This is a genomic window from Rhodoferax sp. GW821-FHT09E07 (assembly GCF_059416145.1).
Genome location: NZ_JBWKOP010000006.1, coordinates 121256 through 136735, shown reverse-complemented (window position 1 = coordinate 136735; position 15480 = coordinate 121256). Strand labels below are relative to the sequence as shown.

Sequence of the window (15480 nt, the reverse complement as noted above, 5' to 3'; positions counted from 1 at the left end):
CCGTTGTCACCATCGCCGAGAAAAGGTCCGCTTCCGCCCCCCATAGTTGTCCTTGGACCTCTTGGCGAAAACTGCCGCTGGTCAACACCAATAGGCCGATTGAAAGTGGTCAACAATTCCCGGAACACGTGGTCAGATCAACCGGAATACGCAGCGAACTAACGGAAATGCTGTTCAGCAACTGAAACGCGGAGGAGGCGCTGGCAGGATTGTTGTAGCAAGGAGGCGGGGTAGTTGCCTACCCCGCCCGGACCTTACATGGTCGCGATTATCAAAATGATCAAAGCAATTTGCGCAAGGCATTTTGCCAAGTCCACCTTCAAATCCACCTTAACAGTCATCTTCATGGATTTCTCCAATTGATGCCCGTGCGCACGGACGCTAATCCGCATTGAACTTGTAAGGCGCCCCGTTTACGGCGCCTCCTGCCCCTTAACCGATATCAGAGCAGGACTTCGATCTGCAAATGGCATGCTGGCTGTTCACATTGCATCCAGGCCTTCCAGCCATCGCAACGTTGCAGTGCTTGCAATTTCAGACCATCAGCGGCCTGATGTGGCCACCGAGAGCGTTATCAATGCTCTGGGGCGGCAACTGGGTCATACCCGCACGCCTTGGGGTCAAATATATCTATTCAACACAACGCTGCCAAGTGCATTTTTCCAGAGGTGAAGATATAAATAACTTAATTGTTCACGTGCCTTGAAATGCGACTTTGCACCCCTACTTCTCGGCGCTTTTTTGTTGTTTGAGATCCCCAAGAGGTTTTTGCGTATCCCGGTTGACCTGAGCATCTGTTGCGGGGATTGCTGATGTGTACCAACTCAACATGGAAACAGAATCGCGGAAGCAACTGCTCAATTCAAAGCGGATTTGCCGCTGACTGAGTCAATTACATAAAAGTTGCAAATAAAGCCATAATTGGCGAATTGTTAGCTTAATGGATTCATTTCAATCTTTTAAAAATGATCGCAAACACCATTGAAGAGTTTGAAACAGAGATTGGGGAGCAGATCAAATCACTGCGGCTGAGGCAGAACATCGAACGAACCACCTTGGCATTGCGCGCTGGTTGCAGCGTGAGCGCCTTGAAGAACCTGGAATCTGGGAACGGCTCGACGTTGCGTACACTGATTGCCATCGTTCGATCACTAGGCCGTGAAGATTGGTTGCGCAACGTTGCCCCTGGGGCCACCATCAGCCCGTTAAATATGCCAAAGGCCGGAGGTACCCGCCAGCGGGCTCGCGCCTCCAAAAAGTAGATGCTCTATGCACTGCCAAACGACTGTGGTTAGCCTGCGAGTCCTGAATGCCCGCTATCTGGCCATGAGGGTGGAGCCAATGAATCCCATTTGGGCTAACTCTGGTCGGGATTTACCGTGTCACTGGCAAATCTGTGTTTATCCGATGCAAGCCAATACGAGCAGGCTGGTCAGCGATTGGTAGAGCGGTGCGCTGCAATTTCCAGAATACGCTGTTTGTCGACATCTTCCTTTCTCGCTGGAGATCCCGGCAGAACGATGTCCCCTTTGTCCGCTCGAACAAAGAGCCTGTTGACCGAGAAACAAGCTACGGCTAAAGTATCTGCATTGCGCAAGTCGGCGCATGCTGCCCACCGCGGCGAACCCTCGCGGGACGACGTTTATCAACCTTCATCATCTGATTCCCTTTGTAGGCGAGTCTAGGCAGTGGGCACCCGTGATTCGCATACAGAAGGAGTCTGTCATGCGTTACCTTGCCACGCCCGACGAAGTCGTTGAGCGCCTAAAGAAACAAGCCAAGAAGCTGCAGCGCTCCGGCGCGGGCAAACACACCGACCTGCTGAATCGTGTCGCCAAGCAGGCCGGCTATGACCACTGGCACCATGTCATCAAGTGCAACGAGAACGCCAAGGCGGTTGCACAGATGCGATCGATTCTCACCGAGTGCGAGACGATCATCGCTGCGGAGCTTCGCAGTCAAGCGAGGGCCGTGGTGACGAGCAACGGTGTCGCTTGTCCCCCCTTCGTGCTGTTCTCCACGGGAGTCGGCGATGCCTGGCTTCTTGAACCCAATGAGCGCCTGGCAATGTGCCTTGTCTGGCAGGGCAAGCGGCAGACCATTGGACTTCGAGACGATCCAGACCGCATTGAAGTCGAATGGGACTGCATGTATGAGCTCCTCGGTGATTGCTTCAGTGTTGAATCTCAACACCCCGTCATTGGTACGCGTGCGATTGGAGGCTACCCTTTGGGTGACGTGCGGAAACTGCTGGACCAGGCGCAGTCGACAATGATGAGGATGGCGTCGGTGATCGGCCAAGTCGATGCCGTGGAGATCACGGCCGAAGTCGTAGACCAAATGGTCAAAAAGGGTTGGACAGAGAAAGAGGTGCTTGAACTCAAGGCTGAGGGTTATCGCTACTCGCCAGGTCGTGACTCACTCCTTGGGCCTCTCATGAGCAGCGACGACGATACCTGGCTGGAATCAGTTGCAACCTGACATTCGTTTTCCTGGGGCCAGTAGACTTTGCTGAAGTCAGGCGCTGTTTTTTTGGCGGCGACGAACAGCATTCTCGATGCGCTCCACGAAATCTCGGATCAGATCGGCCTGCGCTTGGACAGACTTCTTGTTGAACACCTGGAGTTCTTTCCCGTCCGTGTCGAAGCCATTGCGATGTACACAGTCGTGACGCAGGTTCACCGTGTTGAACAAGCTCGACTTGTCCTTGGCCAGTTTGAGAATTCGAACCCCGATGGCAATGTTGTAGAGCACATCGACTTTTGTGAGGTTGTGGTACAGGATGCCTCGAAGATAACGCCGGACAGTGCTCTGAACCAGATCGGGAGTCTTCGCAATCTGGGTCAAACTGAATTTCGCGTTCACAAGCTCATCCGCTTTGTCAATTAATCGCTGCAAGGCGCCTGCATCGCCCATCACTCCATTGATCAAGGTGTCGCCAAGATAGGCTTCCAGCGCCGTGACCTAGTGCGAAAAAATCATTCGATTCACAAGAGAATGTCCGTACTCGCCGCCGTGATCAGCCAGTAGATCGCCTGTATGGTGATAGGAGTTCATGAAGATTGTGTACGGATTGCTTGGGGCCTCATAGTTGATCCAATCTTCAGGTCCTGGCGACTCATGCTCAAGGCCGTAGTCAAAGTCTTGGACAACCGTATGTTCGCCCACATCCATTTTCCTGTAGTTCTCAATACCCTCGGGATATTCCCATAGGCCCCAGGTCAGCGTGCCCAGTTCTGGATGCTCGATCGTTGCCTCAAAGTGAGTCTCCGATCCCATGTGACGCTCGGTGCCATCAACATCATCCCAATTCAACTCACTACAGTCGATTTCATAGACTGCGCCAGTTTCGGCGTGACGGATTGTGGATATACCTTGGCAGTAGACTAGCATTTTTCCCCTGACATAAGCTCGCATTCTGTCACCTCATAGCTACTTCAGGCTGATCAACCTAAGCGCTGCAATGGTCGAAACCGGTCATCGCCGCATGGCTAGAGGTGAATCAACGATCTTTCTGAATGAGAAATCTAGAGATGACCAAAACGAAACAAGCTGCGATCACTACGCTCGCAGAATTGCAGGAACGCCATCTTGAGTCACTTCATAAATGTGGAGTGACAAAACGCGCAATCGAACTACTGACAATCATTTCGGCCGATTTCATCAACGGATCTGATATAGCGCCAGCTGTATTCCGCCGCAACCATAGGCCTGATGCAACGCTAATCCAATGGTTGTTAGACAGGCGGTTCATTTCTTGTCAAGGAACCCCCTACGAACCGCAGTTTTCCGCATTCTGTGCAATGCTGGCCGGGAAGAAGAGAGTGGCCACATCCCTGTACAACGAGATGAAGAAAGTGATTCGCAAGGCCTTGGAGATGCTGGACAAAGACCCTGAACGTACTCAAATTTCCTTAAAGGATTTTTCGGCGAATTTCTCGATATCAGCCAACACAATCCCCGCCATCAAACTGCTCGGGTCTAGTTCTCTGGGCATTTATTTGACCCCGACTGCCCCGCAGCTGATCCAATTCTCAGAGGAGACTCTGAAGGGCAAGAATCTGCTCGCCTATGTGAGTTCATATCTGGAAACGCTTACTCGTCCGCCTCAAGGTGGATTTTTTCCGCTCCATTCGTCAAGTGGAGAACTCAATACCTTTTCTATGGATAGCCTGCTGTTGGTGGAAGAAGCCCACAAGCATGCAATGCGGGCAATCTCCCAGCATCAAAGCTCCCCTGATATTGCTATCTCTTGCGCCAAATCAGCGCTGGAAGCTACGTTGAAATACATTGCGCACGCAGAAGGTATTGAGATCCCAAATGCCATTAAGATCCCCAACCTTTTTAATATTTGCAAGCCTCTATGTGGCTTGGGCTCCAACGCCTCCCATTTAATGGGGCGTGCAATCGCCAGTTTGTGTACGGAAATCGCCGAAGCACGGAATGCCCTTGGGGATTCACACGGAAAGTCACCAGGTGCTGCTGCCCCTACTCGGTCAGAAGCGAGGTTTATTGTCGGTGTGGCGCTGCATCTCTCAGAGTGTTTGTTAGAGCGGTACGAAGCAAATCGGATGACAAAAGCTGCTGCACAGTAAAGCAGCAGCTCAGGGCATACAGCTATGTCCCTTGGCTAGAACACATCCGATGCAATATCTGGGCGACCTGTCTGCTAAGCAACGCCCGCGTGATCTCATTCAACTTTCTGCCCTAAGCGGTGCAGTGTCTGCGTTACTTGTTCCTGCGCAAGAGTTCGCTCGGGGCTATCCCGTTCGCTTTGGCAGTCCTCCAGAAATAGAGAGAACTCCACCATTGAGTCGCGCAAGCTCTCCAGCCTTTGCGCGAGAAGGAGCAAGGATGCGAGATCGGGTTGGGGTGGTGAACTTGGGTTTTCCATCGGAAAATCCTCCTCTGCTTCACTTTACTGGAGCAGGCCTTCGCCGAGAACTGATTTCCTATCAGGCGGTTGCTCAGTTCAACGCAATGAGCTCCTGACTAGGCAATTCTGCTTCGCTACTTATCTGGAACACGGCTACTACGCGAACCAGGGCAGCGGCTTGTGATTGCAGGCTGCTGGCAGCAGCAGCCATTTCTTACACCAGTGCGGTATTTTGTTGGGTTACTCGGTTCATTTGGTTGACGGACTTAGCGCACAGCGTAAGGCTCACTTCTAAACGGACCCGCCTCTATACTTGGAACTGAAGTAGTGTCACTTCATGCTGACACAGACTTTTAGGGAGGCGCATGCGAATCACAAAGGTGAAAATCACCAACTTCAAGTGTTACGAGGACACCTTTACGCTCGTCTTGAATGATGGGCTAAACATCATCGTTGGTAACAACGAGTCAGGCAAAACGACCATCTTGGAAGCAATCCAGCTGGCGCTGACGGGGTTGTTGAACGGCCGCCCCCTGAGAAACGACCAAGCGGGCTACCTCTTCAACCTGTCAACTCAAGACAAGTACGTGAAGAGTCTGGGTACGGCTACACCGCTTCCGCCACCCGCGATCACGATAGAGCTCTTCTTTTCGGGGGCTTCAAGCGAATTGGCGGAACTTGAGGGCGACGGGAACTCGGAGAAGGCCAAGGTCAGCGGTGTCGTATACAAAATTGAGTTCGACGAGGAGAGCTACAAAGATGCCTACGATGAGCTATTAAAAACAGGCGAACTACGCTCCATCCCCGTCGAGTACTACAGCGTCGGTGTCAAATCCTTCGCACGCAAAGGCATTACGCCCCGAAACATTCCGATCAAATCCGCGCTCATCGACTCATCCAGCACTCGACTGCAGAACGGCTCGGATGTCTATGTGTCTCGAATCATTCGCGATGCTCTCGAAGAGCATGAACGTGCGTCGATTTCCCAAGCCCATCGAAAGCTGAAGGAGGCTTTCTTCGACGACAAGAATCTGCAAGTTATCAACGAACGGATCACCAGCGCTGCAAAGATCAGCAACAAGGCCGTTAGCATTGCTGTCGACTTGTCCTCTCAGACAGCTTGGGAAAGCAGTCTGATGACTTACATTGATCTCATTCCTTTTCAGTACATTGGCAAGGGTGAGCAGTGCGTTATCAAGACCAAGCTTGCACTAAGTGCCAAGAAGAACGCCGAGGCTACAGCTATTCTGCTGGAAGAGCCTGAAAATCACCTTTCCCACACCCGCCTAAACGAGCTCATAGCGGATCTGACCGAGCAACATGACAAGAAGCAAATCATCATTTCCACCCACAGCAGCTTCGTGGCCAACAAGTTGGGACTCGAACATCTGATTGTTCTTCGAAACGGTAAGGTCACGCGTATCGCGGAGTTGGTGGCCAGCGATTTTTTCAAAAAACTAGCGGGCTATGACACCTTGCGACTGACACTTGCGCGCAGGGCAATCCTGGTGGAAGGTGACTCGGACGAGCTGGTCGTCCAGCGAGCGTATAAGGATGCTAACAAGGGGCGGCTGCCAATACAGGATGGCATCGACGTCATTTCCGTTGGCACTGCGTTTCTGAGATTTCTCGAGCTAGCCAATAAACTGCAAATTCCAGTTGCTGTGGTTACCGACAACGACGGTGATGCCGATGCAGTCGCTGCGAAATACGCTGACTACCGTGGCTCCGATGCCATCAAGATTTGCTTCGATTCAGTCGTAGATACTGGCCCACTGAAGACTAAGGACAAGCCATATAACTACAACACGCTTGAACCTAAGCTCCTGAAGGCAAACAACTTGGCGGCTTTGAATGGGGTTCTAGCTACTTCGAAAAAGACCGACGATGAGCTACGTATCCACATGCGGGCCAACAAAACTGAGACTGCTCTGGCGATCTTCAATTCCAAGACCGCGATCAACTATCCGGACTACATCATTGAGGCCATTAAGCCGTGATGGGCGCCAATAAGATCGTCATCGCCGCAGCTGGTTCGGGGAAAACCACTTACCTCGTCCAGGAGGCCCTCAAGGTCAAGAACGAACGGGTCTTGATCATGACTTACACCCAGTCCAACGAGGCGGAGATCCGTCAAAAGTTCTACGGGTGCGTGGGCCGTATTCCGGCAAATGTCACGATCATGACTTGGTTCAGCTTCTTGATCACGCATGGCGTAAAGCCCTTCCAGGGTGGCCTGTTCGATTTCTCCGTTGCAGGCATGCAGCTGGTTTCGTCGCAATCGGGGATCCGCTTCGTCAACAAACTAGGGATCGGGGTTCCGTGGCCAGAGGAGGAAATTGAAAAGCATTTTTTCGACTCCACGCGGCGTGTCTATTCGGACAAACTTTCAAAACTGGCGATGCGTTGCGACGACAAGAGCGGTGGTGCAGTAATCGATCGGATCGCTCGCATCTTCCCGCACATTTTCGTTGACGAGGTTCAAGATCTGGCAGGGTACGACCTTGACATCCTGAAGGCTTTTGCTAAGAGCTCCGCGCGCCTGCTTATGGTCGGCGATCCGCGACAGGTGACCTACCTCACCCACCACGAGCGGCGCTACACCAAGTACGTCGACGGCGGTATTGTTAAGTTCCTGAGGCAGGAGCTTCCCAAGAAAGTACCGTTTGAAATTGACGAAACGACTTTGAATCGGTCTCATCGCAATAGCGTTGCGATTTGCGCGGTGTCGTCACGCCTTTATCCCGATTTGTCCGCAAGCCAGGCCTGCGAATGTGTTCAGTGCCGTACTCCCTCGGAGACGAGATCTGGCCTATTTATTCTGAGAAGTTCTGATTACGCCCATTACCTGGCAACAGTGCGCCCCATGCAACTTCGCGACCGCATCGACAGCGCTGGTGTCGACAAGCAATCACCAGCAATGAACTTCGGCGAGTCAAAAGGCAGAGGCTTTGATCATGTGGTCATTATTCCCACGGAACCGATGTGTCAGTGGATTTCGAAGGGAGTCGAACTCAAGCCGACGAGTCGAGCGAAGTTTTATGTCGCCTTAACGCGCGCGCGCCACAGCGTCGCAATCGTAATGGACTGGGGCTCGAAACCCCTACCGGCGGGGTTTTCATTCTATGAGGCTGGCATACCAACATGAGGGAGCTTGCGGTTTGTTGGCACAAATTGCATTTCCGAGGCTCTTAGCGTGTAGGCCTGACTCTCAACAAGCTACATCCAATGGAAGATATCAACCCTGAAGATCTTGAAGACCTGATGTCGATGCTCGGTGACCAAGCAGAAACACCGGACATGGGGAAGCTGTGCGAAGAGCACCCAGACGTCATCAAGATTCTTGCGCCTTTGGATCCGCTTAAAACGGCTGCAACATTCGCAGGCTTGCTTACGCAGGAGGTGCTGCAAAGCAACTGCATTCGCCTGGAAGCTCTGGTTCACTTGAGCATTGTGCATTGCAGAGGAGAAAAGACAATCTCTGGCAACTTGGTCTCGCAAGTGTTTCACGCGATGGGAACCGGTTGGTGTGGGCGTGCTGAGGATCCTGCAGAAGACGTGTTTGTCACCAATGTCGTGACAGATGAAGGAAGCTTTCGGGTCTTGGAGGGTGTGTGGGAGAGTGGAGGTTTTTACCTTCAGCGAGTGCTCAATGTCATGGCCACTCTGCCGGTGCACGAGCCATTTTCCAAAGTCCGCGCATCAGTCCATGCACTTTTAAGGGTGTCGGATGCAGTCTGCGAGCGTGCCGGGCTGAGTCGTTATCAACTTGGCAACGCTCATCCGGAGCAACGCATACCAGCCAAGGCTTTGGACAGACTGGGGCGCGGGCGGCGGAATGTCCGGTTTTCAAAGCAGGAACTTGCTGATCTCGGGATTTCGCTGGATGACCTGGCGCCATTTATATTCAGAGCAGCTGATCGTGATGGACTCTTGGAGCAAGCATTTGGACATACGGGTCTAGAACGTCGTCCTTTCGCGTGGAGCGATGAAGGACTGATATTCCTGCTACCAAGTGCGGTCAGCGCTGCAATACGGCGGCTGCTTATTGGACGAGTAGGTTCGGGGCCGAATCAGGTTGTTTTTACCAATGCCTTGGCTCATGAGTACAGACGTATGTTCGCAAAAACTCCACTGCTTGGAGATAGTCCCGCACCTGTCTACTTTGGGTCATCGGAATATGGGCCTGTAGCCTCCGTGGCATACGAGATTGACCGAGGTCGCCACCTTCACTTCTTGCTGTTACTGGATCCGCTAGACGACTTCGAGCAGGGAGGCTTGGCTGGGGCGTTCTCCGCATTCGGCGAGCTGGCTGACTTCGTGGATGAACAGATCAATTCGGTTTACCAGCGAGCTCGCCAATCCCCAGAATTCCACAGCGGTATTACCCTCTTTGTTTGCTGCGGTGTGGGGCGGACGGTCTCGTTGTGGCTCAACCGAAATACCATAGATGGGTGGAAAGTAGACACGATTAGTGCTGCCGACCTATGTACGTTGAGTTGGACACCCAAGATGAAGCCACTGCACCTGTGGCGTATCTTCAGTGCAAGAGATGCCTTGAAGCAACAAGGCATGCATCTCCAAAATATCAATGGACTGCTAAATCTCGTGGCATGGTCCCGACGTTTTGCTGGCCATTTAGTCCCACATGCTGAAATTCCCGCGGACTGGGCCGGCAAGAATTCAACGATCGCCATCGAGCAAAACAGCTTGTTAGAACTGCGCCATGAAGTATCGTCTTTGTGGGACGTCCACGCGGTACGCGACATCACAGGGCGCTGGATTGCACTGCGACGTTCCGAGCGCCCTTTGGTTCCTGAGGACGATGTCTGCCCAATTTATGTGCCTGAATCCGGGCCTCTGCTCGGGCGGGCTGCGTGCAAGACCTCGAGACGAGTCTGGTGGTGCGAGATAGTGCTGCCGGAAAACGTGAATAGGGAAATGGCGTACCAGAGGAATATGATGGTCACGACTTGGTTGCGTCGTGTTGCACCTGTCATTGACGCTCAGATCGCCAGCCTATCTTTTGCTCCTATTCTCTGGCGATGCGTGTTCGACTCCAGCAATTTGGCGGATCAACGCACGTCGAATACGTATGACCGGGCAGCGGCACGTAGGACGATTCAGGTCAATACGGATTGCGGGACAGGGATCATTGAGTTCGTGATCTCCGCCGAATTCGACAGCGCGTCCTTTAACGCGGAGAACATCGCTGAACAGGCGTTAGTTGAAGCGCTTCTTGATGGGGCAGCTGCGCTGGCTGAGAGCCCACTGTCAACTGTGCAGCGAGAAGCGTTGCTTTCAGAAGTCGTTCCAGACAACTTCGCTCGTCAAGCCCATGTTTTTACTGCCAGAGACTTTCGCGATCATATCGAGTCCCTGCAGCATTCTTCGGTTCTGACAATCAGCAGCTACGACGATGCTGGCATAAAAATCGGCCTCGGTTGGCTTGTTCGATCTACGCAAGAAGGTGGGGAAATCAATGGGAAGTCTGAATGCATTGAGTACTTAAATCGGCTGGTAGGGTCCTTGGAGGACGCGCTTTGCGCTCAACTGCGGAGTTTCAATCGCCGCGGCCTCATTGAGGCATTGATGTCGAATTACGAGAAGGCTGCCCAACAACGCACCTGGTGGAGGCGCACTGCTGCGGCGCAGCTTTCATTGCACAAGGACAAGGAAGCTGTGCTGGAAGCGATGGGGCTCAATGAAACAAAGCTCAATGGCGTGTTCCAGGCAACCCGGATTCTGATTGAGATGGCGGTCTGTGATTGCCCAGCGAAGGATGGGGTGTTGCCAGGAAACTTGGATTTGACGCAATTGATGGTTCTTGCGAATACTTTGTTCAGCATGGGCGGCTGGTCCGATGCCATTCGTTGGGACGTCATGCCTGCGCGTGTGGTGATTCGACCGATGGGTGATGTTCATGTACATGCGGACTTCTTTGATCAAGTCATCACTCCATTTGGCCGTACGACGAGCGATAGACGTTTCAATGATTCCGCTATTGACTATGCCCTGAATCTCCAGGAGCACAAAGTTGTTCCTACTGCGGACATTCCCACAATGGGTGATTTCTTCCAGGCATGGCAGCAGGAATTCGGATTCTCAATCGACACATTGCGTCGATACATAGACACAGTGGAGGATCTGGGTATTCGACAACAGAAATTCCTCTTGACCATGCGCCGTAGCGAGTTTGTTCAATTGCTAGGAGCAGAGGGTTCTACAGAGGAAATCCTCAATCTATTCACGCTTGCGCACAGGTCCAACTGGCGGAGTGTGCCTGAGGGTTTCAAGCCCGCAGATCGGCAACCGTGGCGATTCCGTCGCCGTCTCAGCACATTGCGGCGACCATTTTTGCAAATCGATGACGGCGAAGACCCCATGCTTTTGGTGGCGCCGGGCTTGTTGCGCGAAGGTTTCAGCTATTCACTTCAGAATTACTACCGGGGGGATTTCCCGGATTGGCAGCTGGGGGCACCCATGTCGAAGTGGTGTGGCCACAGTCGACGTGCACGAGGATTGGAGTTCAATGCAGAGGTAGCAGACAAGTTGCGTAGCCTTGGCTGGCAGGTTGAACCCGAAATTAAACTTACGAAGATCCTGCGGCAGGCCTTGGAACGCGACTACGGTGATATTGACGTGTTTGCGTGGGATGCCGCAAGGAATAGGATTCTGGTCATTGAATGCAAGGTTGTCCAATATCGGAAGACAGCCGGTGAGATCGCTGAGCAGCTCTCAGACTTCCGTGGAGAGATCATGCCAAACGGAAAGCCAGATCTGTTGCGCAAGCATCTTGAGCGTATGGAGGTGATGCAGCGGTACGCTGATACTGTGCGCACCTTTACCCAGATGCCGATGGCGACTCGCATTGAGAGCCACTTAGTCTTCAAAAACCCGGTACCCATGCAGTTCGTATCAAGTCGCTCGGACAGCGTTCGAATCTCACTGTTTGACGACTTGCAAAGCCTTTAGGTGGGTTTGGTCAGGCACCAGGTTGCTGAAGGATTGCGATGCATCGACTGAGCACTTCAGCATTGCCAATGATTACCAAGTTCAACTTCTTCCTACACCTGGAAATGTTCTGAAAGAGCATTTTTGGCGGATCGTAGTAAACCCTACTTCTGTAAACCAGATCACCATTTTCATCATAAGAAAAAAACTGATCTAGCGTTACCGCTACGCCGTCAAACTCCTGTCCGATTACCTGATGCGATGTCTTGTTTGAGGCCTCGGAGTATTTTTCGTGATGCTCATTGTTGTACTGTGATGGAGTAAATCGCAGAACTTCCCACTTGCTCTCGTCAAGGCCATCCAAGTAATTTTTAGCGTCTTCTGTTGTATCGAAATAGTTGATTTCTATGTTGCCGTTGCTTGATATTGGCAAGGATCTCTTGCTATTGAAGAGCATTTTTATGAACGCAGCAATCTCTTTGTTGGTTCTTATTTTTTCAGACAGTTTGTACTGAGCGATTGAGGGGATTGAACCGATCTTTGCGCTAATTTCCCTCTTGACCTCAGAGAGATCTAGCGTTTGAAGTTTGTCGTGCGAGAAGATGCAGTAGCCATTGGCCTGTGTTACTTTTTCGACGATGTCATCCAGTTGCTGTTGATAAATGCGCTGGGCCTCATCAATAATCACTACGTCAAATTTAGTAAGGTCGAGGTTGCCGTAACCTTTTATTGGAACAATCGTCCATCCACTTCTCATTAACGCGAAGTGGCCGGCATTGAGTTGTCCGCAGTGGATGATGAGGGGCTTCTTTTTGCTGTCGAAAAAGCTTCTGGCAATATCGTAAGTTAGTAGAGTTTTGCCCGTCCCCGCACTACCTATGATGGATATGAATTTCGCCTTTTTGGACTCTGTGAGAGAGGTCAATATTTGATTTTTTACGTCTTCCTGCTGGTGGGTCAGAAAATATTCGCCGGCCAAGAATTTCTGCGTTGAGTTGAAGGGCGAAACCAGGTAGTCAGATGGGTTGAATAGTGCATCCAGGGTTTCCGAATCATCTACCTCCTGATTCGCAAGCAATTTTGCTAGAAGCTCAACCTTGACTTTTTCCAGTTGTCCGCTCTCTTGGAGGAAGTACAACTCTTTGGACTCTGACACAAAAGTGAAAGTCAAAACCTTTCGCCCAATAAAGCTCAAATAGTATTTGTTGCGTAGCAGTTGCTTCTTTATTCTGTCCTCTGGGCATTGACTCTTGAGCTCAATGTTGACGATGTATGTTTGACCTAACCGCAGTAAGTCAAACTCTTTGCCTATCTGTGGGATTTTGAAACCCACATAGTGCCTGTCGAAACTCTCAATGCTGCATCCGGCTGCACTCAGCATATCCGACATGCATCGCAGATCTTCGATTTCAGCATCTTTGATTTCGATGCCGTAGTGGTTCAAGAATTGTTTGAAGCCGGCAGGTTTCAATGAGGCTTTTGCCTGCAACAGTGATTTGATATTTATTCGCTTCAACATTCTGACTGTTGTCCCTTCTATGACGGCGCGTCTATTGTGATTGCACGATCACGCTTGTCTATCCCCCAAACGGGTGATCCTTTGAAGACGCTTGCATCCGGTAGTGAAAGGTAAAAGTGGACGAATTGCTGAACGGACTTTGGCCCAAAGCCAATTTGTATTGCAGTTCCACCCCGATTTCCCTCATGCCAAAATTGGCGGAACCCGTTTATTTTCTGGAGTATTAGATTGAACAAAGCTGGATTGATTGAAGCCCTGGTCAAAGAGACCGACGTGTCCAAGGCCGCCGCTGGCCGCACCATTGATGCCTTGGTGCAAATCATCACCAAGACTGTGGCTAAAAAGGAAGACGTGCAGCTGATTGGCTTTGGCACCTTCAAGGCCACCAAGCGTGCCGCACGCAAGGGCAAGAACCCCCGCACTGGCGAAGCACTGAAGATTGCCGCCGCCACTGTGCCAAAATTCACCGCCGGTGCAGCCTTCAAGGCCGCGGTGAACAAAAAGAAGTAAACCGGTCAGTTTCAAACAGAGAGGCGGCAGTGGTACATCACCACTGCCGCCTTTTCTTTTGATGGCGTTTAGTATTGTTTCAGGACTACCATCTTCTGTATGAGCTCATTGATCAACTCCCTCAAGTCTGAAATTGCCCGCGTGGCGCGCAAAGAGCTCAAGGATGAGCTGTTGGCTTTGCGCAAGGCGACGACAACCCATCGCTCGGAAATTGCCGCCTTGAAACGCCAGGTCAAATCGTTGACTTCTGCGCTCAAGGCCACAACCAAAGCGGCGAAGGCGAACAGCAAGGAAGTCTCCGCAGCGGACGCGCCGACCACACCCGGCATTCGCTTCAGTGCTGCCCGGCTGGCGGCCCTGCGCGCCAAGTGGGGAATCACCCAAGCCCAGATGGCGGCCGTGCTGGATGTGTCCTACCTTTCGGTGCACAAATGGGAGGCGGGTGCTGCCAAACCCCGGGCCGCACAGCTGCAGAAGATTGCCGCCGTCATGAAGCTGGGCAAGCGCGAAGTCCAGAAGAAACTGCAGGATGAAACTGACTCGCAATAGGACAAGGAGCTTCCGCATATGTCTTGGACAACAACTTTAGGCAAGTATGGCTTATGCCAACTTCCTCCGGCCAGCAAGTTCAAAGTGGGGCAGCGGGTGTATTTTTCTTTCCCCCGCAGTACTGACGGCCTAATGATTAGCGACAAGCCGGTACGTACATTGCGGGGTCGGTTTTTCTCCAGCAGGGTGAAACATTTGTCAAAGCCATACAGAGACGCCTCATCGCAGCGGAAGAGCTGAGATTTGAGTTGTTTGTCCGTATAGCGAGTCAAATCTCACGGCTCAGTATGGACCGCAATGCTTGATAGGCACGATTTGCTTTCGCGTCCAGACTCAGCAGATCGTGGAAGAACGAGGCGGTCAAGACATATTGGTGATCGAGGATCTCATTGGTAACCTGTTCCTCTGAAAAGGACTCAAAGCCACCTTTGGAGATCCATTCTGTGCAGTACCGGACACGAACGATGATGTATCTGTAGAACAGTGGACGATGTTTGATGAATGCGCGGCTCTTGTTCGCATCGAGCCCCTTGTTCACGAGTACTCTGGGTGCCAAACCTTTGGCGATGTCATGAACGATGTCGAGCCGATCCAAATCAGAAAGAGATGAGCCGCGCATGCGGCGCTGCAATTCTTCCGGGATGAACTGTTTCGTTGCCTGGATTAGCTCCTCAAGCTGGCGCTTGTTCTTCTCATGGTCGAGATGATCCACTGCCAAAGCCGGCAAATGCCGGTCTGGGTCGTCACGCATGCGTTGTATTGAGGAGTTGTTTGTTCCAGTTCTTACCTAGGAGAGAGTGTGCCCACTTCCCGCCTCAGTGCTTCATTGACAGAGTACGCCACGACAACGCGTTGAGGAATGGATGCGAGTTGACCCAGCGAGTTTTGCAGAGTGGACTCCCATTGGGGAGTCTTGGTCATTTCAAGAAATGACAAATCCGGCAGAACAAACTTTGTGGTGGCTTGATCTGCAATGAGTTGGGTGAGCTCGTTTTTTCTGAGAACGTTTTGATCGAGTACGACGTACCGGTGTTGCATCTTCGAGCTCATTCATCTGTTTCGCCGAGACAGA

At 51.8% G+C, this 15480-nt stretch carries 12 protein-coding genes; 8 read left to right on the top strand and 4 right to left on the bottom strand.

Features of this window, described 5'->3' with window-relative positions; translation table 11 throughout:
- The first annotated feature begins 965 nt into the window (after nt 1-965).
- Both AC07OE_RS13175 and AC07OE_RS13170 read left to right on the top strand, forming a co-directional pair.
- Nucleotides 966-1262, top strand: coding sequence for a helix-turn-helix domain-containing protein (locus AC07OE_RS13175; protein WP_495071022.1), 297 nt, complete (start codon nt 966-968; stop codon nt 1260-1262).
- Between the two features lie 463 nt (nt 1263-1725).
- Nucleotides 1726-2481: a hypothetical protein gene (locus AC07OE_RS13170; protein WP_495071021.1), complete on the top strand. Its 756-nt coding sequence runs from the start codon at nt 1726-1728 to the stop codon at nt 2479-2481.
- 36 nt (nt 2482-2517) lie between these two features.
- Here AC07OE_RS13170 and AC07OE_RS13165 read toward each other — a convergent pair whose 3' ends face one another.
- Together AC07OE_RS13165 and AC07OE_RS13160 are read right to left on the bottom strand one after the other, a co-directional pair.
- The gene (locus tag AC07OE_RS13165; RefSeq protein WP_495071020.1) at nt 2518-2916 is read right to left on the bottom strand and encodes a hypothetical protein; all 399 of its coding nucleotides are present in this window, start codon (nt 2914-2916) and stop codon (nt 2518-2520) included.
- A gap of 48 nt (nt 2917-2964) precedes the next feature.
- The gene (locus AC07OE_RS13160; protein WP_495071019.1) at nt 2965-3417 is read right to left on the bottom strand and encodes a hypothetical protein; all 453 of its coding nucleotides are present in this window, start codon (nt 3415-3417) and stop codon (nt 2965-2967) included.
- A gap of 116 nt (nt 3418-3533) precedes the next feature.
- Between AC07OE_RS13160 and AC07OE_RS13155 the strand changes: the two genes are divergently transcribed.
- The 4 genes from AC07OE_RS13155 to AC07OE_RS13140 all read left to right on the top strand — a co-directional run bounded on the left by AC07OE_RS13155 (nt 3534) and on the right by AC07OE_RS13140 (nt 11851).
- Complete coding sequence (locus AC07OE_RS13155) at nt 3534-4595, top strand: abortive infection family protein (RefSeq protein WP_495071018.1); 1062 nt, start codon at nt 3534-3536, stop codon at nt 4593-4595.
- Between the two features lie 646 nt (nt 4596-5241).
- Nucleotides 5242-6876: an ATP-dependent nuclease gene (locus AC07OE_RS13150; protein WP_495071017.1), complete on the top strand. Its 1635-nt coding sequence runs from the start codon at nt 5242-5244 to the stop codon at nt 6874-6876.
- Nucleotides 6876-8024, top strand: a complete 1149-nt coding sequence (locus AC07OE_RS13145) for a UvrD-helicase domain-containing protein (protein ID WP_495071271.1) — start codon at nt 6876-6878, stop codon at nt 8022-8024. Before AC07OE_RS13150 ends, AC07OE_RS13145 begins: the two co-directional genes overlap by 1 nt.
- Before the next feature lie 80 nt (nt 8025-8104).
- Entirely contained in the window at nt 8105-11851 is a 3747-nt protein-coding gene (locus AC07OE_RS13140; RefSeq protein ID WP_495071016.1) for an anti-phage protein Upx-like protein, read from the top strand.
- 10 nt (nt 11852-11861) lie between these two features.
- On the opposite strand, the gene AC07OE_RS13135 is transcribed toward AC07OE_RS13140, so the two are convergent.
- Entirely contained in the window at nt 11862-13349 is a 1488-nt protein-coding gene (locus AC07OE_RS13135) for a DNA/RNA helicase domain-containing protein (RefSeq protein WP_495071015.1), read from the bottom strand.
- Nucleotides 13350-13577: 228 nt separating this feature from the next.
- Between AC07OE_RS13135 and AC07OE_RS13130 the strand changes: the two genes are divergently transcribed.
- Together AC07OE_RS13130 and AC07OE_RS13125 are read left to right on the top strand one after the other, a co-directional pair.
- Nucleotides 13578-13859, top strand: coding sequence for an HU family DNA-binding protein (locus tag AC07OE_RS13130; RefSeq protein ID WP_479596640.1), 282 nt, complete (start codon nt 13578-13580; stop codon nt 13857-13859).
- 99 nt (nt 13860-13958) lie between these two features.
- Nucleotides 13959-14408, top strand: coding sequence for a helix-turn-helix domain-containing protein (locus AC07OE_RS13125; protein ID WP_495071014.1), 450 nt, complete (start codon nt 13959-13961; stop codon nt 14406-14408).
- Nucleotides 14409-14676: 268 nt separating this feature from the next.
- On the opposite strand, the gene AC07OE_RS13120 is transcribed toward AC07OE_RS13125, so the two are convergent.
- Nucleotides 14677-15159 carry a hypothetical protein gene (locus AC07OE_RS13120; protein ID WP_495071013.1) on the bottom strand — a complete coding sequence of 161 codons (483 nt, stop codon included), beginning with the start codon at nt 15157-15159 and terminating at the stop codon, nt 14677-14679.
- Between the last annotated feature and the right edge of the window lie 321 nt (nt 15160-15480).